The sequence below is a fragment of the Arthrobacter sp. S39 genome (genome assembly GCF_004320525.1).
Lineage (GTDB): Bacteria > Actinomycetota > Actinomycetes > Actinomycetales > Micrococcaceae > Arthrobacter.
Map to the genome: position 1 here is coordinate 37,658 of NZ_SIHX01000015.1, position 20,369 is coordinate 58,026.

Consider the following 20,369-nt stretch of genomic DNA (forward strand, 5'->3'; position numbering starts at 1 on the left):
CGGACAGTTGGGCTTTGCTGCAATTGTCCTCCAGCCCATGAATAGGCGGCGGTGCTCTTGCCGTTCCGCCCGCCAGGGTGTCGAATCGAGTAACACGTTCGGCCCGGGTGGCATGGCAAAGACGCCAGGAGGTTCCAATGTCGGTAAAAGGCACGAAGGACGCAGCGAGGACGCCCGGCCGCGGCGGACCGGAGGCACGACGGTCGGACGCTTCCGCCGGAAGCCCTGCCCAGGGTCCGGCGCAGGTCCGGAACGTGGCGCTGGTGGGCCACTCCGGCGCCGGCAAGACCATGCTCATCGAGGCGCTGCTCGCCGCGAACGGCATGATTACCCGCAAGGGCTCCATCGCGGACGGGACGACGGTCAGCGACTCCGATCCCTCCGCCGTCCACCAGCAGCGCTCGGTCACCCTGTCAGTGGTCCCGTTGCTCCTCGGAGACACCAAGGTCAACCTCCTGGACACACCGGGATATCCGGACTTCATCGGCGAGCTCCGCGCAGGGCTGCGGGCCGCGGACTCCGTCCTGTTTGTTGTGTCGGCAGTCGACGGCGTCGATGCGACCACCACCGCCCTGTGGGGCGAGTGCGAACATCTGGGGCTGCCCCGTGCCGTGGCCATCACCCGTCTGGACCACCCGCGTGCGGATTACGACGGCGTCCTTGCCGCCTGCCGTGCGGCGTTCGGGGATTCGGTGCTGCCGCTCTACGTCCCGGTCCGGTCCGGCGGTGACGTCACCGGCCTGCTGGGACTGCTGTCGGGAACAGTCACCGAGTACGCGCCGGGGGAGGTGCGCCCCGCCCCGCGCGCAGGCACGGCAAGCGAGCTTGGCGAATCAGAACCTGCCCGTGCCGAACTCATCGAGGGGATCATCGCCGAAAGCGAAGACGAGACGCTGATGGACCGCTACCTGGGCGGTGAGGACATCGATACCGCCGTGCTGGTGGAGGACCTGGAAACCGCCGTCGCCCGCGGGTCCTTCTTCCCGGTCCTGTCGACGTCGGCCGTCACCGGGGTGGGAGCCGCCGAACTCTTGGAGGTCCTCACGAAGGCCTTCCCGTCGCCCCTCGAGCGCGGCCTGCCCGACGTCACCGACCTTGCCGGCACTGCGCTGGGTGCCTTGGCGTGTGACCCGGCGGGGCCTCTGGCGGCGGAGGTTGTACGGACCAGCATTGATCCTTTCCTGGGCCGCGTCTGCCTGGTCAGGGTCTTCTCCGGGGAGCTGCGGGCGGACACGCCGGTGCACGTGGCCGGCCACGGACTGGCAGACCGCGGGCACCAGGACCACGACACCGACGAACGCGTTACCCACCTCTATTCCCCGCTGGGTGCCAACCTGCGTCCGGTCTCCAGCTGCGTCGCAGGGGACATCTGTGCGGTGGCCAAGCTCGGAAGTGCCGAGACCGGGGATACGATCTCCGGCCGCGAGCAGCCCCTGCTCCTGGCCACCTGGGAGATCCCCGAGCCGCTGATGCCAGTGGCAATCGAGGCCGACTCCCACAGCGACGAGGATGTCCTGGCACGCAGCCTCGGAAAGGTGGCCGCCGGTGATCCCACCCTGAGGGTGGAACGAAACGCCGAGACCCACCAGCAGATCCTGTGGTGCATGGGGGAGGCCCATGCCGAGGTGGTGCTGGACCGGCTGCGTGACCAGGGCGTCAAGCTGCACACCGTCAGTGTGGTTACGCCCCTCCGCGAGACCTTTGCGGCCCCGTCCGCCGGCCACGGGCGGCACGTCAAACAGTCCGGCGGCCACGGGCAGTACGCGATCTGCGACATTGAAGTGGAACCCCTCAGCCGGGGCGGCGGCTTCGAATTCGTGGACAGGACGGTGGGCGGGGTGATCCCCGGAACGTTCATCTCTTCCGTCGAAAAGGGAGTCCGGGCACAGATGCAGAAGGGAGTCTCCGCCGGATTCCCGGTGGTGGACCTGCGGGTGACCCTGGTGGGCGGAAAAGCGCACAGCGTGGACTCCTCGGATGCGGCGTTCCAGGCTGCCGGGGCCCTGGCGCTGCGGGAGGCGGCGGCAGCGGGACGCATCCAGCTGCTCGAACCTGTTTCCTCAGTCATCATCAGCGTGTCAGATGAGCATGTGGGCGCCGTGATGAGTGACCTTTCCGGCCGCCGCGGTCGGCTGACCGGGACCACGTCATCCGGCTCGGATCTGACCGAAATCAGCGCTGAGGTCCCGGACCAGGAACTCCTGAAGTACGCCGTGGAGCTGCGGGCCCTGACCGCCGGCACGGGACGCTTCCGCCGCCGCTACCTGAGGCACGATCCGGTACCAGGCAACACGGCCTCTGGCGCCTGAACTGCGCCTCCGGGAAGCTTCACTGCATGCATGGCCGCGGCTTTCCAACCACCGTTGAATGTCATGGTGCCGCGGAGTAGGCTGACGCCCACCTCAACCCGCACCACCCTCCCAGGGAGCGACCATGCCAACCTTACGACGTCGACTGGCTGCCATTACGGCGGTTCTGGCTTTGAGCGTGACGGGCGGGGCGGTGACCAGTCCCGCGCTCGCCGATCCCCGGGAGAACGTCAAGGTTCCGACGGCGACCGGGTATGGCGGGGCGGTCAGTACAGTCGACCCCGAGGCGTCAGCGGCGGCGATCGAGGTTCTGCGCGACGGAGGCAACGCGGCGGATGCCGCCGTCGCCGCAGCTGCGACCCTGGGCGTCACCGAGCCGTACAGTGCCGGGATCGGCGGCGGCGGGTACTTCGTGTTCTATGACGCGAGGACCGGCAAGGTGGGCACCATAGACGGCCGCGAAACGGCCCCGGCAACGATGCCGACCAACGCCTTCATAGATCCCACCACCATCACACCCGCAAATCCGGCAGGCAGTCCCTACCCCTTTGCGCAGCTTGTCTCAAGCGGCGTCTCTGTAGGTGTCCCGGGGACGCCGGCCACCTGGGTCCGTGCTCTTGAACGATGGGGCACTCTGGACCTCGGCGAAGCCCTCGAGCCCGCGATCAAGGTCGCAAACCGGGGCTTTGTGGTGGACGAAACGTTCCGCCAGCAGACCCTGGACAACAAGGTCCGCTTCTCGGCGTTCACACCGACTCGTGAACTGTTCCTGCCCGGCGGCGATGCGCCCGCCGTCGGCAGTATTTTCCAAAACAGAGACCTCGCCAAGACGTACCGGCTCCTCGCGAAGGAGGGAACGGATGCCTTCTACGGCGGCCCGCTCGCGGCTGAGATCGCGGGCACCGTCCAGGCCCCGCCGAAGGACCCCACGTGGGTGGGTCCTGACCCAGTGCCTCCTGCCCCGCGGGTGGTGATTCCAGCTTTTCCGGGCTACTTGACGACGGCGGATCTCGCCGGCTACGAGACGATTGACCAGGCCCCCACGCACGTGAACTACCGCGGCTACGACGTCTACGGCATGGCACCGTCCAGCAGCGGCGGCACCACAGTAGGCGAGGCCCTGAACATCCTGGAGCCATTCAACCTTTCCACGATGACCCGGCCCCAGGCCCTGCACTACTACCTTGAGGCGAGTGCGCTGGCCTTCGCTGACCGTGCCAGGTACGTGGGCGACCCTGCGTTCGTCGATGTTCCCACCAAGGACCTCACCGATCCGCAGTTCGGAAAGGAACGGGCGTGCGAAATCGATCCGCTGCTGGCCGCGACACCCAAACCCGTCCCGGCAGGGGACGTTGCAACGTATGACGGAGCGTGCGACCTTCCGCCCGCTGCCGCCGCCAATGAGTCGGACACCGAAAACATCTCAACCACCAACCTGACCGTGGCTGACAGGTGGGGCAACGTGGTGGAGTACACCCTCACGATCGAGCAGACCGGCGGCTCCGGCATGGTGGTGCCAGGCCGCGGGTTCCTGCTCAACAATGAACTGACGGACTTCTCCTATACGTCCACCAGCCCGACCGAACCTAACCAGATCGAACCCGGCAAGCGTCCGCGCTCGTCGATGTCGCCCACCATCATCCTCGATGAAGGCAAGCCCTTCCTGGCGCTCGGTTCCCCCGGCGGGTCGACCATCATCACGACGGTGCTGCAGACCATCCTGAACAGGGTGGATTTGGGCATGACCGTTTCCGAGGCTCTTGCGGCGCCTCGTGCGTCCCAGCGGAATACGGCAAGTATCAGCACCGAGCAGGAGTTCATTGACGCCCCGTACTTGGACGAGCTGGAGGCTCTAGGACACGTGTTCACGAAAGCTGGTGACGGCCTCACCTCATTGCCGGAAATCGGCGCCGCGACAGCCATCGAGTTCGGCCCCGAAGGACAAATGACCGCCGCGGCCGAGCCCGTGAGGCGTGGCGGCGGTTCGGCGATGGTGGTCAGTCCGGGCTAAGTAAGTCGTGGAAAGGATGGCGTCGTAACGCCACCGTAACGCCGCCTGTCCATACTGGGGGCTCGGGAAGGGCTGGCCGGATTCCCGGTCAGCCATGCGGCGGAAGGCAACCGGAATGAGTGATCCAACCGAGGAAGGGACAGCCCACCCTGGCCGGATACGCCACAAGAACCGAATCTGGGCGGAGCAGGTCCTGACGCGCTCTACCCGGCTGCGGGCCTTGTCCGTATGGATGCAGTCCCGCAGCAACGACGAATTCCTCGCCCTCCTCGACGAGGGGATCAGCAGGCACCTCGATATCGCCGAGACCTCAGCCGGGGGCCGGAACCACCGCGGTTTCACCGATTTCGGCGGGTCCGCCATTGAGTGCGCCGTCAGCAACCTGGACGCCGCCGAGTCACTGCTGCTGCTGCGCGCGCCGGACGACTACATCCAGGGGCATTTCCCGGGCATCCACTCGGACGTCCGCCGTTACCTTGAGGCCGAGGATCCCCGGAGACGCCGGATTGAGGCGCTGTCAAAGCAGATCCTTGACCAGCCGGTCACCATCGACACGAGGGAAAGCCTGGGCATAGCCCTCACGGCGGCGCGGTCGCACTCCCGGCAGCAGTACATCAAGGTGCGGAACTTCCGGAACGCGGTGGTGGTGGCCACGGTGGTGCTGTTTTCCGTCGCCGTGGCATTGGGGATCTGGGGCCTGAGCGCCCCGCAGTCCATTCCCCTCTGCTTTAACCCGGACGAAAAAATCGTCTGCCCGGCCGCTGAATCGCTGTACCGCCCCGGCAACGGGGACGACAAGAACCTGGTGATCCTCCGGACAGCGATGCCCTTTGACATCTTCCTGATCCAGTTCGTCGGCCTGGTGGCAGCGGCGGTGTCCGGAGCAACGTCCCTGCACCGGATGGAGGCCACCCCGGTCCCGTTCAGCCTGCCGATTGCCCTGACCGTCCTCAAACTTCCCACCGGTGCACTGACCGCTGTCCTGGGCCTGATTCTGATGAGTGGCGGGTTCGTTCCGGGCCTGAGTGCGCTGGATTCGGCGCCCCAAATCCTGGCCTGGGCCATCCTGTTCGGGGCATCCCAGCAGCTTTTGACCGGCCTCGTGGACAGGCAGGCGCGAGGGGTTTTGGAGGGTGTCGGGGGAAAACCGCACGGATCCAGGATCTAGCGGCACTATGGCCCGCCGTCCGGAGAAGCATAAGCCGCAGGAATTCGTGGAAGCCCTCGTGGTGCTGGAAGCAGACGATGCCTCCGGCAGCCGGCTCGAGCAGGTGCGCCAGCACGCCGTCGTGCTTCAGTGGCTGCCGCCGCGGATAGCGGTCGTCCTGGTGCCGGCTCACCGTGCATTGCCCGACGCAGTGCGCTGGACCAGCTGGTACGCCGGTGACGTTCCGGCGGATGTGACGGCAGGCTTCACCCCGACGGAGCGCCTGTTTGTGGACGCCTGGCAGTCCCGCCGCGAAGCCAAGACCCGCCCGGGGGACGGCCTGCCGTGGGACGCCGCCGGGAGGGAGCCCCCTGACTGGCCGGACGAACCTCCGCACCGTCAATAACACTCCAGTAACGCCCTGCGGTGCATAGTCCTTGCTGTACGCCTGGGTGAGGAGAGGGCAATGTCTGGAGATTTGAATGTCAGCGAGCAGGCCGTCCTGGACGATTTTCCGGGGCTGAGGAGCGGTGCCGATCCGAACCCGCCAATCCACCAGTACGGGCGGATCCGGATCGCCGTGGTGCCCGATGGGGGCGGGCCGCTGCGGAACGGCCTGGCGCCGGACGCGCCCCCGGAGGACCTCACCGAGACGGAGCGGCTGGGCCTGGACGCGCTCCGCCTGCGCGACTCGCAGGAGTTCAGGACCGCGAAGGAGAACCGTCCCCGGCAGGGTGAGCCGTGGGACATGACCGGCTGCACCGACGTCGTGCCGGTGGGGCAGGCAGAGGCCGGAGCCGACAGCCAGGCCTTCGCCGCCGCGCCAACCAGCAGTTACCTGGAGGGCACCGTTGCGGTGGGCATCGTGATCGTCCAGGGCCCGACGGCGGCGCTTCGGTTTTCGGACGCTGAGATCCTGAAGGTGGTGGCTGAGGTCCAGAACGGCCTGGGGTACTTCGCCACGGCCAACCCGATCGCGGGCATCAGCTTTGCGTATGACATCCAGAACGTCACGCTGGCCACGCCGGCGGACCCGGCCAACGCCGACCTGGAAGGCCTGTGGCGGAATCCGGCCATGGGCGCCATCGGCTACAGCGCCAACTGGAGCGGCGTCACCGCCTACGTGGAGGACCTGCGGACCCGCTTTGGTACCCGCTGGACTTTCTGCGGCTTTTTCACCAAATACCCGCTCGGGCACTTCGCCTACGCGTCGATCGGCGGCCCGCGGATCGTGATGGACTACAACAACGACGGCTGGGGCCCGGACAACATCGACAGGGTCTTCGCCCACGAAACCGGACATATCTTCGGCTGCCCCGACGAGTACGCGGTCAGCGGCTGCAACTGCGGCGGAAGCTGGGGCAGGTACGGGACCACCAACGGCAACTGCGAAAACTGTACTTCCGGCGGTGGCGTCCCCTGCCTCATGAAGGGCAATACCTTCACCCTCTGCGGCTACACCCCGGCCCATCTGGGCTGGTCCCCGCAGCTCCTGGTCCGCAACTACGGGGCCTCCGCGGGCGGCTGGCAGGTGGGCCGCCATCCGCGCATACTGGCCGACACGACGGCGGACGGCCGGGCGGACATCGTGGGCTTCGGGGAGGCCGGCGTCTACCTTTCCCGTGCCCAGGCGGATGGGCGCTTTGAGGTTCCCCACCTTGCCGTGAACAACTTCGGCTACGTGGCCGGTGGGTGGCGGGTGGAGAAGCACCCGCGGTTCCTGGCCGATACCACCGGTGACGGCCGTGCGGACATCGTGGGCTTCGGGGAGGCCGGCGTGTACGTCTCACGGGCACAGGCGGACGGCACCTTTGATGCCCTGCGGCGGGTGGTGGACAACTTCGGCTACGTGGCGGGCGGCTGGCGGGTGGAGAACCATCCGCGGTTCCTGGCCGATACCACCGGTGACGGCCGGGCGGACATTGTGGGCTTCGGCAACGCAGGAGTCTATGTTTCCCGGGCGCAGGCGGACGGCAGTTACGACGCCCTGCGGCTGGTGGTGAGCGACTTCGGCTATGTGGCCGGGGGCTGGCGGGTGGAGAAGCACCCACGGCTCCTGGCCGACACCACCGGTGACGGCCGGGCGGACATTGTGGGCTTCGGCGAGGCCGGGGTGTACGTCTCCCGCGCCCAGGCGGACGGCAGCTACGATGCCCTGCGGCTGGTGGTGACCAACTTCGGCTATGTGGCCGGCGGCTGGCGGGTGGAGAAGCACCCACGGTTCGTGGTGGACCTGACCGGCGACGGGCGGGCGGACATCCTGGGCTTCGGGGAGGCCGGGGTGTATGTCTCCCTCGCGCAGGCGGACGGCAGCTACGGCCCGGTGACGCTGGCGGTGGCCGACTTCGGCTACGTGGCCGGCGGCTGGCGTGTCGAGCGGCACCCCCGCCTCCTGGCCGACACCACCGGCGACGGCCTGCCGGACATCGTGGGCTTCGGCGAAGCCGGAGTCTATGTCTCCCGGAACCTGGGCGGCGGTGCCTTCGAACACCCTGGGCCGGTTGACACGCACTTCGGGTACGCAAACCCCGCCGGCGGCTGGCGGATCGAACGGCATCCCCGTTTCGTGGTGGACGTGACCGGGGGCGGCAAGGCAGACATCGTCGGCTTTGGCGAAGCCGGGGTCTACGTCGCCCGGGCCTAGCCGGGTCTGGGTCGGGAAGGCACGGAGATGGCCACCGTCTACTTCGATATCGGGGCGACGCTCGCGGATGTGAGCGCTGCCCCCGACGGTTCGCTGACCTTCCGGCCGCGGCCCCGCGTCCACGAGGTCCTCGATGCGCTCGCCGCCACGGACGTGGGGATCATTTCGAACCCGGGGCCGGGTGAGCGCGCCCGGGCACACGCTGCGGCTGCCCTTGGTGCGGCGTTCCCGGGGCGGTTCACCGACGGCGCGCTGATCCGCTGGGGACCGAAGGATTCACGCGCGATCTTCGACGGCGCCGTGGCCGCTGCGGGCGCTGACGCGGAAGGCTGCGTTTTCGTCGGTGAAGATCCTGATGAGCGGGCGTTTGCCCGCGAGGCCGGACTCCGCACTGCTCCGCATCCCGTCTTTGCCGGTGCAGCCGTCGAAGGACGCCCGGTCCTGTGGATCCGCATCAGCCTTCCCGAGGACCAGAGCCTCACGGACCTCGGGGTGGTGGCCAATGCTGCCGAAGTTGTCCCCGTGCACGTCCCGTCAGCCCGGCTTGTCCTCGCCATGGCCACTGCCTCCGGCGTGGAGCACCTGGTGGACGCCGGCTTCGCCGTGGACCAGCAGGCACCGGTGGATGACACGGTGGCGTTCCTGGTGCGGGACGACAGGCCCGCCCCGCCGCCGTCGGGCATTCCAGCGGCGCCGACGCCTGCAGCAGCACCTGCAGGAGGGCCGGCCGACGGCCACGCACGCGCTTCCTCTGCATTTGCCTTCATGGCGGGCGGGCTGGCCGGACTGACGCAGACGGTGGTTTCCCTCGGTCCGGCACCCGGCGGCGTCTACATCGCGGCCGCTGCCGGCACCCCGCTGGAGGAACTGCATATCCCCGGCGCGCGCCACGGCCATACGGAACGTCTGCTTCCCGATCCCGGCCTGCTCGCCCGTCCGGGAGAGCTCGACGCCATGGCGCTCGCCGCCGGGTTCCCCCGCCCCGGTTTTGCGGCCGCTGGGCCGTCACCCGAAACCGTCGACGCCGTCCGCGCGGCTGTCACATCGTCCGCGATCCGCGGGCACACCGCACGCCTCTCTGGCGCAGCGCCGCTGGTTGACGGAGAGCCGCGGGTGGTCACCAGCCGCGACGTCTCGAACCCCGGGAACATGGTGGTTGTGGATACCCTGGCGGCACAGTTCCATCGCCTGGGCTTCACCGTCACATTGCAGCCTTTCACTTGGCGCGGGCACCGCCTCGCCAACGTGGAGGCCGAACACCGGGTCGAGGGATCGGACGGGGCAGTCCTGGTCACGGCCCACCTCGATTCGACAGCGGCATACGGCGAATTCGCCGATCCTGCCGGCAGGCCCCGTCCCTACGATCCCGGCACCGACCCGGCCCCGGGAGCCGACGACGACGGAAGCGGCACGGCCGCGGTCCTGGCGGCGGCAGAGTGCCTCAGCACCATGGTGGCGGCGGGGAGGACGCCGGCGCGGACCGTCCGCTTCGTCCTGTTCAACGCCGAGGAGCAAGGCCTCATCGGCAGCAAATACTACGCGCGCGCCGCGGCCGCCAACGGCGAGGCCATCGCCGCCGTGCTCCAGATGGACATGATCGCCGGCCTGCAGGACGGTCCCCGCAGGGTGGAAATCCATGCCGGTACGGCCGTGACGGGCCCTGTGGCGGCTGCTTCCAACGCCCTGGGCGACCGGTTGGCTGAGGCAGCGGCGGCGGTTGAGCCCGGCCTGGAGGTTCAGAGGCTCACCGGGAGCGCGGACCCGGCCGCCGGCCGCAGCGACCACGCGAGCTTCCACGAACGCGGCTGGGCGGCGGTTGCCGTCTCCGAGAATTTCTTCGCCGACACCTCGCCCGCCACCGGCACCCGGCAGTACCACCTCCCCGGGGACATACTCGAGGACGCCGACCACAACACCGAATACGCCGCAGAGATCGCCCGGGCCGTCACCGTGGCGGCACTGACACTCGCAGGACTCTGAACAACCACGGGAGGACCACCGTCATGGGCAAGATCATTGATCAACGCAACCTGGACCACGACCGCTTCGCCGAGGGTGGCGAAGCACGTCCTCCGCGGGAAAGCGCCGGCAGGGCTGCGCCCAGGGCCGATGGGGAACCGGCCGGCGGCCCGGCTGGCGGACCCGGCAAGGTGAACCGCTTCACCGGGCACCGTTCGGAACTGAGGGCCGCCAATGCACCCGGTTTCGAAGCCGGGGCGCAACCTTCCGAGTCGGAGTTCATCGCCAGGGCCAAGTCCTACGCCATGTCCGTGGCGGAAGCCGTCGGGTTCGAGGCGGCCGTCCCGCCCGAGTTCGAGGCGGATCCCACCATCACCACCACCTCGGAAGGACTGCGGGTGGTCAGCCTGCAGCAGATGTCGAACGGCATCGAGGTGTGGTCCATGTCGCCGAAGGTCTGGCTGCACAGCGACGGCGCTGTGGACCGGCTGGTCGGGGATACGGTCAGCGTGCCCGCGGACCTCCCGGCCAAACCCGCAGTCGCAGCAGAAGCGGCCCTGCTGGTGGCCGTCCGGGAAGCGGCCAAGGCGCGGACCCTGAGGGGAACCTTTGGCGACGACGAGCTGCCGCAGCTCGATGTCGCCGACGCAGACTTCAGGCGCCTGTCCTTCCAGCCCCTGCCGTCCCGGCCCATGACGTTCAGCCGGGGAGTCTTCGCGGAAGACATTCCCGCCCGGCTCGTGTACCTGGACATGGGCGGCAGCTTCAGGCTCACCTGGTTCTTCACGATCTCCCGCGAGGACCTGATCGTCCAGTACAAGGCCTTCGTCGAAGCCGATGGGCGTACCAGGGACCCGGAAGCGCCCGAAATCCTGTACTTCTACGACTCCACCAGCCACGCTGTGGGCGGCCGCGTCTTCACACGCAACCCCGCCCAGACCGGCTTCCAAGAAGTTCCCTTCCCCCTGCCCGCAACCGAATACCCCGTCGAACCGCCCGCCGGCTTCCCGGCCTTCGGAGCCTGGACCGGCACAGTGAACGGGAAGCTGGCCACGGTGGGCAACAATGTGCGTGCCCTCAACGGGACCACCAGGAAGCCGTTCGAGATCACTGCGCCGGCCAGCGGCGGCGTTTTCGCCCCCGCACCTGAGAGCCCGGAGCAGTTCATCACCAACATTTTCTTCTTCTGCAACTACATGCACGACTTTTTCCTGATGCTTGGCTTCACTGAGGAGGCAGGAAATTTCCAGGCCATTAACCCCAGCGGACTGGGACGGGGCGCGGACCCCGTCGACGCCCTCGCCCACCCCGGCCGCGTAGTCGGCACGGCCAACATGAGCACCCGCGCCGACGGGGTGGCCGGCCTGATGAACATGGGCCTGGTGACCTCCACCGGCCGGCACACCGCCAACGACTCCGACGTTGTGTTCCACGAGTACGTCCACGGCGTGAGCAACCGGCTGGTGGGCGGCATGCTGGACGCCGAAGGCCTGGACGAAGACCAGTCCGTGTCCATGGGGGAGGGCTGGAGCGATTTCTTCGCACTCACCATCAACAACTTCCCGGGCACCACTGAGCGCCTGGTCACGGGAAGCTGGGTGACGGGGCGGGAGTCCGGTATCCGGCAACGGCCCTACGACCCGCAGTACCCCGGGACCTTCGGCGACATCGGCAAGGGGACCGGACAGGTTGACGGCCCGGCGAACGCCGACCTTTCCTACCAGGAGGTGCACGACGTCGGTGAGATCTGGTGCGCAGCCCTGATGCAGCTGACCCGCGGCGTCGGCGCCGCCCTCGGAAGTAAGGAGCGCGGCTACCGGCTCGCGTGGCAAGCCGTGGTGGACGGCCTCAAACTGACCCCGAAGAATCCGTCCTTCCTGACAGCGCGCGACGCCGTCCTCCGCGCCTTCAGGTCCATGAAGGGCACCGGCCGGCTCACCGAAGAGGAGTACGCCGCTGTCCGGCGCGCAGCGTGGGAGGCCTTCGCCCGGTTCGGCATGGGCTTCGACGCCTCGTGCCCGAACGCCACGTTCAGCGGCTGCCGCGGCGGTACAGCGATCCCCCCGGACGGGGTGGATGACTGAACGGGCGCCTGACTGAAGGGATGGACGACGGCGGGGCTCACCACTGGATATCGGCCGGGGAGCCGAGGGGCTCACGGTCGCCGGGCCCGGGGAGAGGCACGAAGGCATCCGCGCCCCGCAGTGCGTCCGCAAACTGAAGGCCCGTGCGCTCCTCCAGCTCGGCCGTGCTGACCTGGAAAGCCCGGAACTCATCCAGGTCCAGCGCCTCGAACGGGTTGAGGTTCTGGCTCAGCAGGAAGGCGTCGCTCTTGAACAGGCCCTGCTCCACATAGGCAAGGATCTTCCAGTACTCCCGCGGCAGCCGGACTCCCCGGTATTCGCGGTCATTGTCCTGGAACACGGGCCCGCCAAAAACACTGATCTTCAAGTCCTGCACGTCGACGTCGGCGAAGACCGCTTCCTCGAGCTGCCCCCAGACCCCGTTCTTGCTGCTTTGGTTGAAGTCGTCCATGTGCGGGGCGATGTTGGTGAAGAAAAACGAGTCGTTGTTGGCGCTCTCCGCCTCGGACAGGTCGCCCCAGACAAGGTCCGCGCGCCGGGCGAGGTGTCCACGGTCCAGGCGGTTGCCGCTGTAGAGCTCGTCGCCGTTCTGGAAGGGTGCAGGGATCCGGGGATCCTTGACGAAGGAGATGCCCTTGCGGCTGACCCGCTTGAGGTTGCCGCCGTCGATATTCCAGGCCACCCACCGCGCGAACCGCCGCGACTTGCTCAGGGCGAGTGAGAAGTGGGTGTAAGGAATGATGACGGACCCGTCGAGCTGGACGGTGTCGTCCTCAATTGCCGTGCCGATCGCCGGCGGTCCGAGAGGCTCACCGAGGAAGTCGGGAGAATATCCGCCGCCGTGGAGTTCCTGGTTCTGGCCCATGCTTCGGACACTAGCCCGGGGACCGTTATCCGGGCGTTACGGCGCCCCACAGCGGATCAGTTGCAGCGGCTCCCGCATACGACACGGGCAGAATGTCATTGACATGCCACGTCAAACTGCGGATCGTCATTGCTACATAAGTTCCAGCTCATCAGACCCAGACTGAATTGGGGGGAACCCATGGGCGAAGACGGCTATGGCCATTTTCAGTTGCGCCTGCTTCAAACCTGGCAGCTCAGCCGTGATGCCGACGTCGTGCATGTCGCGGCCCGGCAGCAGCGGCTGATTACTGCCCTGGCGATTACCGGCCCCCGCCCCCGGAGCTTCCTCGTTGGCCTTCTCTGGCCGGACAAGGCTGAAGCCCGCGCCCTGGAGAGCCTGCGGGTCAGCGTGCACCTGGTGACCCGGCAACTGCCGGGCCTGCTGGTCAACGACGGCGCCGTGCTGTCGCTGAACGGCCAGGTGGAGGTGGACCTCCACCGCGTCCGGGCCGGGATCCGGACGCTGGGCCAACCAGGGCTCAACGGAAACGTTGCCTCCTGCCTGGCCCTGCTCCGGGACGCCGAACTGCTCCCGGGCTGGTATGAGGACTGGGTGCTGTTTGAACAGGGCCGGCTGAGCCAGGAGCGGCTCCACGCGTTCAACATCATCGCCCGCGAATCCCTGGCCCGCGGTGACTATGAGACTGCCCTGGAAGCATCCCAGGCGGCCCTGGAGGTGGAGCCCCTCTACGAAAGCGCAGTTGCGCTGCTGATCCGGTCCGAAAGCCGGCAAGGCAATACCGTCGCCGCGCTGCGTGCGTTCGAGAAGTACCGGACCAAGTTGCAGGAGGAAATGGGCCTTTCGCCGTCGGAGGCCATCCTCCGGCTCGTCAACGAGGTCCGGGAGAGCCAGTCCTCACGGCCGGGCGACGCCTACTGATTGTCGGTTCCCGGCCGGGCGAGGAGCCAGCGGCGCACAACAGCCAGGACCTCTTCAGGATCTGCGGTGGTGACCGTTGTTTGCCCGGCCTCCGGAAGCTGGGACGTGACCCTGGCACGGAAGCCGTGCACGTGGTCCGGTTCCCACCACGTGCGGATGACCAGGGTGCCCTGGGTGTGGGACGGCGCACCGGAATCCGTGCCGTCGCCGGCGCTTCCCGGCTGTCCGTCCCCGTGTGCCATGGCATTCCACCTTTATCCCAGCCGGTTGCCTCTGCTGGCTTGCACCCCCCGGCTGCCTTGATGGTCCAGTACGAGAATCAGGAATCAGCGTGGTTAGGCATAAGGTTTGCTCAAGATTGGGCCCTTGGAGCTGCTACCAGTACATAACAGCTGTCTGGCCCGACTCGCCCGCCCAGTACAGGCGGACGCGCACCACATAGTTGCGGCCCTGGAACAGTTTCGCGCTGACGCGGGAATTCCGGTCCTCGCCGCTGTCGTCGTCGCCGGCCACAAAGCGCAGCTCGCCGTCGATCTCCTCGAAGAGCACCAGCACGGTATCCGAGGTGCCAAACGTGGCGATCTCGTACGTGCGCGAAGCCTGCGGCTGGATGGAGAAGTCCGCCTGGCCGGCCGGGGACAGCGACAGCGGAACCGACTGGAACGGCAGCAGGACGGGCACTGTGGGCTCCAGCGTCGGGAAGAACCTGCGCACCCACTCCTTGTCGGCGTCGGACAGCCCGCCCGGGGGCTTGAGGCCGGTCTTGAACCGTGCAGGCTCCGTGATCAGTCCCGCGGGGAACCAGTACTCCATCACCGAATCCGGATCCCAGGGGGACCCTTCGACTTCGCTGACGTCGATCTTCCGCAGCACGTTGTGCAGTGTCTGCTCGGGCGTCCAGTGGTTGGGGGCGCCGGTGAAGTACGCATATACCTTGGGCTCGTCCCAGACAATGCCGGCGAACGGGTTCTGGTGCTCGTGCGGCATGCCCAGCGTGTGGCCTATCTCGTGCAGTGCGGTGGTCCGGCCGTAGTCATCGGTCAGGTCCCAGCCGAAGTTCATGGTGGGTTCGTTGGCGCTGATGCTCAGGACATCGCGCCCCACGTAGGACCACGAGCCGTCCGCCTGGTCAAAGGCGATCCGCACTTCGGATTCGCTGCGGTCCGCCACCTCCGTGAAGACCAGCCCGATCCCCAGGTCCTTCCACTCCTTGAAGGCTTTCCGCACCGCTTCCTTCTGCGGCGCAGGGCCGTCGAGGAACCAGTAGTGCAGCACCGTGCCGTTGACCCATTTCAGCCGCAGCAGCCGTATAAGGCGGTCCCTGGCGGGGGAAAGGTCCGGCCGGAGCAGCGGCCTTGTTTGCGGCCGCACGTCACAGTGCGGCTGGGGGACGGTCTTGGTCATGGCGGGCTCCTTCGGTGCGGCGGCTCCTTGATCCAGTAGAGCGGCGGACCCGTTACTGCCGCGTTATCAGCGGCGGTAACACCGCAGTAACGCTTTGGGTGCTCTACTGCCCGCACGAGTGTGCCTCCGGTCCCTGGCGGGTGCGGGGGCGCCCACTTACTGAAAGAGGCTGCGAGATGGGCAATCCCGGCGACGACGGCAGGCTACCGGTCATCTACGTCCGCGGGTTCGCGGGCAACGGCTCAGCGATCAACAGTGCGGTGGACGATCCGTTCTACGGTTTCAGCCAGGGATCGGTGCACGTCCGGGCCGACAGCAGCGGCCGGGCGAAGTTCCATCAGTTCGAGTCCCCGATGCTGCGGCTGATCACTGACCACAAATACGAGGTTCCCGTCCACGGCGACCAGTGGGCTTATCTCCAGAGCGTCGACCCCGGCTCGGTGAATGCGGCCTCCGTCTGGATCCACCGGTTCTATGACGACGCCGCCGCAACGTTCTCGGAGGATCCGGAGAACTTTTCCTTCGAACGGGCAGCCGCGGATCTGTTCGAACTCATCAAGCTGGTACTGGAGAAGACCGGCGCGCCCAAGGTGTTCCTCGTGGCCCATTCCATGGGCGGCCTGATCTGCCGTTCGCTCCTGCAGCGCGTGATCCCCGAACAGCTGGCCGCGGACGGCGGCGGCGCCATCGACCCCGCCGCCGGTGCCAACTACGTGGCCCGGGTGTTCACCTATGCCACCCCGCACGGCGGCATCAGCTTCGCCGTCGGCTTTGGCCTGCTGGAGCGTATCCGCGACGCCACCGGCTTCCAGGGCGCGGACATCTTCGGGCCGGACCGGATGTATGAATACCTCACCGCGCCGGCGCTGCGGGCCCGGCGGACCCGCGAGGACTTCAGTGGAACCAGCATGCCGGACGACGGGTTCCCGGTGGATGAGCTGTTCTGCCTGGTGGGGTCCAACCCCGAGGACTACGACGTGGCTTTCGGCCTCTCGTCAAAGGCGGTGGGGGCCCGCAGCGACGGGCTGGTGCAGATCGAAAACGCCGCCGTCCGGGGTGCGCCCCTGGCCGTGGTGCACCGCAGCCACAGCGGCCGCTACGGCATCGTCAACTCGGAAGAGGGATACCAGAACCTGCAGCGGTTCCTTTTCGGCGACCTCAAGATCGAGGTCGAGCTGATGGGGTTCACGGTAGGCCGGGACGCCCCCAGCGACATCGAATTCCAGCTTGACGTGGGCCTGGCGATCCGCGGGCTGCCAGTGCTGGTCCACGAGCAGAGCGCCGCCCACTTCTGTCCCGTGCAGATCGAGCACTGGAAGGAAGGGAACCCCATTGATACGCCCGTGCCGTTGCTGACCACCTTCCTGTCGTCGCGTGCACCCCGGCCGAGGGTCGCCGGCAAGGAGGTGCCCCGGCTGCGGCATGCGCTCAAGCTGCGGCTCATGTCCATCAAGGAACGGCAGGGCAGGTTCTTCTTCGACGACCACATGGAGCAGACCGAGGACTGGATGGATGCCCTGCTGGTGGACATCGAACCGCCCGGCCCCGACGGCGGGCTGCCCCGGGCCTGGGCCGCCTGGACAAGCACGGTTCCCTCAGCCATCAGGGACTGGAACCCCGAAGAGAAGGACTTCATCGCGGACACGGAAGCCACGCCGAGGTTCTGGCGCGGGCGCATCGGCGTCCCCGGGTTCTCCCGGGAACTGCTGGGCGCGAACGCCGGCATCCGGCTGACTGTCACGCCCCGGACGGTGTCCGCCTGATGGCGCCACGGGGTGAAGAACCACCCGTCGAGGTCCGCCTGCTGCGCACGCATGACCTCATCGACCTGCGGCTCGAGGCGCCGGGCTGCACCATCGAACCCACCGAGGGCGGTGCAGAGCTGGTTGCCGGTGCGGATGCGTCCCTGGTGGTGCATTTTCCGCCGCAGCACGTGGGGGAGGAAGTGTGGCAGGCCGGCGCGCCGCCACCCCCTCCCGCGCAGCCACCACGCCCGTCGGATCACGTGGCGGCCGGTCGGAGCCGCCTCGTCTATGAGGTTCCCGAAGGCACCCGCATCACGTACACCCTGGAGAGCGTGCTGGAGGCCCTGCGGAGCCTCACCCTGCGGGTCTCACCGAACGCAACGCCGGCGGGCGAAGCCGGGTACCGCGGCATCCACAGGCCGGGAGACCTGGAGACGGCCATCGAGGCCCCCTACCGCCTTATTGTCTCGCCCAGCAGGCTGGGCGCCTTCCGGCACTCCAGCACGCCGGTGGGCCCGCCAAGCCGTGCAGAACTCTGGCGCACGCACCTGACGGTCCGTACGGATACCGGAACGGACGACGGCGACACGGACCAGCGCATCGTCCGTGCCCTGTGGACCCGCGACAGTGAGCTGCCCCCGCCGGGTTTCGACCAGCCGCTCATCCCGTTCGACCGCACCGCGATCGTTGACCAGACCAGCGGCGGGGACCCCGCCAACGCCAACACGCCGCTGCTGGTCAGCAACCTGTCGCTTTCCAGCCTGGGCGCGTGGTTCGACTGGAAGCAGTCGTGGGAGTTTCCCTCGAACATCGTCGACTACCGCCACCAGGCGTTTATGGGCCGGGACGGGTACGTCCGGGTGGCCTATCCCGGGATCCTCTTCCCGTTCGGGCACCGCTGCTTCCTGGTGAAGATCACCGAGCGCGAGGTCAAGCACCGCGACCGGCCGGTCGCCTACCTGTGGCAGCGCTGGTTCATCATCGTTCGCCAGCCCACCCGCACCTATCCGCCCGCTGACAGGGACAACCCCTTCGGCCAGGTCACGGTCAGCCCCCTGGTCACGCCCGATATCGACAAGCCGCCCGGGGACCAGCAGCCGTTTGTGCCCACCCGCAACGGGGTTCCGTTCCCGTTTACGCTGACCACCGTCGACCGCGGAGGAGGGACACGCAGCTGGGCCGCACCGCTGGTGTTCGTCCAGGCCGGCAGGGACGGACCGCAGACCTTCATCTTCCACGCCGAGGACGCCTCCCCACGGTACTTCCCGGTGCGGCAGATCCAGGGACGCGGCCAGGCGCTCGCGGTCGCCGCGCCGGTGAAGGCCGGGGACACCTCGGTGGACGTCGCGCACCTGGTCTTCGACGGGGAGATCGACCAGGCGAACGTCACGTCGCGGCCGTTCCTGACCGAAGCGCGAGCCGTGGTGCCCTCCATGCGGCACCTGGCACCGCAGGCGCCGGCGGTCGACCTTGTGTACGCCAAGCCCTACCTCGCCGACGGCCTGCCCGCGCGGGGCCCAGACGACAAACCGGTGCCGGGGACGCCCAACGCCGGTGAGCTGGTCCTCGCCCTGAAAAGCCCGCCCGCCGCTGTCGACTTCACCACCGGCTCCGACCGGGCCGGCGGGTTCATCGCCCCCAACCTGTCCGTCAAGGGGATCTCCCGCGCCCTCGGCGCGATCGGCGAAAGCGGCAACGCGCCCTCTCCGTTCGACGCCGGCACGTTCGATCCCGCGTCGTTCCTGTCCGGTGCCATGCCCAAACTGTTCGGCCTCTTCAGCCTGCTGGACCTGCTCAAGGTGGCCGCTTTCGACGAAGCCCCGGCGTTTGTTTCCGACGCCCTGGACGCCGTCACCAGGCTGCTCACCGAAGCACAGCGCCTCCGGGATGCGCTGGACGACGCCGGCACGCGGCTGGCCGGCGAGGTCACGGAGGCCGCCCACGATGGCGCCAGGGCGGTCGCGCAGCACGCCAAGGACCGGCTCGACGCGCGGACCGCTGTGCTGGACGCGCGCCTCGACGCGCTGATCACCGCCGTCCGGGGCCTGCCCGGCAGCCCGGACGCCGTCAGCACCGCCGCCGTCGCCCTCGCCGGGGAACTGCAGCCGCTCCTCGACGCCATTGGCGTGCCGGGGGTTCCCGCCGCCGTCCGCTCAGCGCTGGAAAAACCGGTGCAGGCGCTGAAAACCCTCACCGGCCTCGCCAAGGACGCCGCCGGCCTGGCGCAGCTGCTGCAGGGTGCCGCTGGCGGACAGGTCACCGCGCAGCTGCGCTGGCGCCCGGCAATCAAGCCATGGGGCCTTCCGGGGGTTCCCAACATCTTCAAGCCCAGGGACGAGCACGCACTGCACGTTGACGTCGAAGTCCGGGCGTCGGCGAGTGCCCCGCCGGCAGTGGACATCGTGGCGGAGATCGTCGACTTCGACCTGAACCTGATCGGCGACGGGTCCGCGGCCCTGATGAGGCTGATGTTCCGGCGGATCGGGTTCCACGCCGGATCGGCCGGCAAGCCCGAGGTGGACGTGGTCTTCGGCGGCATCGGCTTCCTCGGGCCGCTGTCCTTCGTTGACCGGCTGCGCGAACTCATCCCGTTCGACGGGTTCTCCGACCCGCCCTACGTGGACGTCACACCGTCCGGGGTTACTGCCGGCTTCGACCTGACGCTGCCCAACGTGTCCGTCGGAGTCTTCAGCCTCGAGAACATCTCACTCGGCGCCGATGCCCGGGTCCCGTTCCTCGGCGAGGCACTGACGGTGGGATTCAACTTCTGCTCCAAGGAGGCACCGTTCCGGCTCACCGTGATGTGCATCGGCGGCGGCGGGTGGCTGGTGCTGCGGGCGTCGCCGAAGGGCCTGGTGCTCCTGGAGCTGGGGCTGGAGGCGTGCGCGTGCCTGTCGGTGGACCTGGGTGTGGCGTCCGGCTCGGTGTCCATCGCCGTCGGCGTGTACCTCCGGCTCGAGGCGGACAAGGGCCTGCTCGCCGCGTATTTCCGCATCCGCGGCGAGGTGGACGTGCTGGGGCTTATCAGTGCGTCGATCACCCTGGAGCTGTCGCTGGTCTACCACTTCGAGACCGGCAAGCTGATTGGCCGGGCCTCGCTGGTGGTGGAGGTGGACGTGCTGTTCTTCTCCGCCTCCGTGGAGATCTCCGTTGAACGCAAACTGGCAGGCTCGAAGGGGGACCCCACGATGTACCAGGTGATGCCGCCCGACGCGGACGGCATGAACGCGGACTGGGCCGAGTACTGCGGCGCGTTCGCGCCCGTGCCGGCCTAAGGCAG

At 68.0% G+C, this 20,369-nt stretch carries 13 protein-coding genes; 10 read left to right on the forward strand and 3 right to left on the reverse strand.

Translation table 11 applies throughout. From position 1 onward, the window contains the following. Positions 1-137: 137 nt before the first annotated feature. The 7 genes from EYS21_RS20795 (at position 138) to EYS21_RS20825 (ending at position 12,154) form a co-directional block, all read left to right on the forward strand. Entirely contained in the window at positions 138-2,309 is a 2,172-nt protein-coding gene (locus EYS21_RS20795; RefSeq protein WP_131135146.1) for an elongation factor G-like protein EF-G2, read from the forward strand. A 124-nt stretch (positions 2,310-2,433) separates the two neighbouring features. After that, entirely contained in the window at positions 2,434-4,320 is a 1,887-nt protein-coding gene (locus EYS21_RS20800) for a gamma-glutamyltransferase family protein (protein ID WP_131135147.1), read from the forward strand. Positions 4,321-4,435: 115 nt separating this feature from the next. Beyond that, entirely contained in the window at positions 4,436-5,488 is a 1,053-nt protein-coding gene (locus EYS21_RS20805; protein WP_131135148.1) for a hypothetical protein, read from the forward strand. Between the two features lie 7 nt (positions 5,489-5,495). After that, positions 5,496-5,873 carry a hypothetical protein gene (locus EYS21_RS20810; RefSeq protein ID WP_131135149.1) on the forward strand — a complete coding sequence of 126 codons (378 nt, stop codon included), beginning with the start codon at positions 5,496-5,498 and terminating at the stop codon, positions 5,871-5,873. Positions 5,874-5,933: 60 nt separating this feature from the next. After that, positions 5,934-8,111, forward strand: a complete 2,178-nt coding sequence (locus tag EYS21_RS20815; RefSeq protein WP_131135150.1) for a VCBS repeat-containing protein — start codon at positions 5,934-5,936, stop codon at positions 8,109-8,111. Between the two features lie 27 nt (positions 8,112-8,138). Then, positions 8,139-10,091: a M20/M25/M40 family metallo-hydrolase gene (locus EYS21_RS20820; RefSeq protein ID WP_131135151.1), complete on the forward strand. Its 1,953-nt coding sequence runs from the start codon at positions 8,139-8,141 to the stop codon at positions 10,089-10,091. A gap of 23 nt (positions 10,092-10,114) precedes the next feature. Then, positions 10,115-12,154: a M36 family metallopeptidase gene (locus tag EYS21_RS20825; protein WP_131135152.1), complete on the forward strand. Its 2,040-nt coding sequence runs from the start codon at positions 10,115-10,117 to the stop codon at positions 12,152-12,154. 37 nt (positions 12,155-12,191) lie between these two features. Here the strand turns inward: EYS21_RS20825 and EYS21_RS20830 are convergent, their stop codons facing one another. After that, a complete protein-coding gene (locus EYS21_RS20830; protein WP_131135153.1) occupies positions 12,192-13,019 on the reverse strand; it encodes a DNA/RNA non-specific endonuclease in 828 nt (275 codons plus the stop codon). A 180-nt stretch (positions 13,020-13,199) separates the two neighbouring features. On the opposite strand from EYS21_RS20830, the gene EYS21_RS20835 reads away from it, so the two are divergent. After that, positions 13,200-13,940, forward strand: a complete 741-nt coding sequence (locus EYS21_RS20835) for a bacterial transcriptional activator domain-containing protein (protein WP_131135154.1) — start codon at positions 13,200-13,202, stop codon at positions 13,938-13,940. Here EYS21_RS20835 and EYS21_RS20840 read toward each other — a convergent pair. Beyond that, entirely contained in the window at positions 13,934-14,182 is a 249-nt protein-coding gene (locus EYS21_RS20840; protein WP_131135155.1) for a hypothetical protein, read from the reverse strand. The genes EYS21_RS20835 and EYS21_RS20840 overlap by 7 nt on opposite strands. A gap of 133 nt (positions 14,183-14,315) precedes the next feature. Continuing rightward, the gene (locus EYS21_RS20845; protein ID WP_131135156.1) at positions 14,316-15,344 is read right to left on the reverse strand and encodes a M12 family metallopeptidase; all 1,029 of its coding nucleotides are present in this window, start codon (positions 15,342-15,344) and stop codon (positions 14,316-14,318) included. A gap of 176 nt (positions 15,345-15,520) precedes the next feature. Here EYS21_RS20845 and EYS21_RS20850 point away from each other — a divergent pair, with 176 nt between their 5' ends. Next, positions 15,521-17,107 carry an alpha/beta fold hydrolase gene (locus tag EYS21_RS20850; protein WP_131135157.1) on the forward strand — a complete coding sequence of 529 codons (1,587 nt, stop codon included), beginning with the start codon at positions 15,521-15,523 and terminating at the stop codon, positions 17,105-17,107. Beyond that, on the forward strand, positions 17,107-20,364 hold the full coding sequence (locus EYS21_RS20855) for a hypothetical protein (RefSeq protein ID WP_131135158.1): 3,258 nt from the start codon (positions 17,107-17,109) through the stop codon (positions 20,362-20,364). Before EYS21_RS20850 ends, EYS21_RS20855 begins: the two co-directional genes overlap by 1 nt. Positions 20,365-20,369 lie beyond the last annotated feature (5 nt).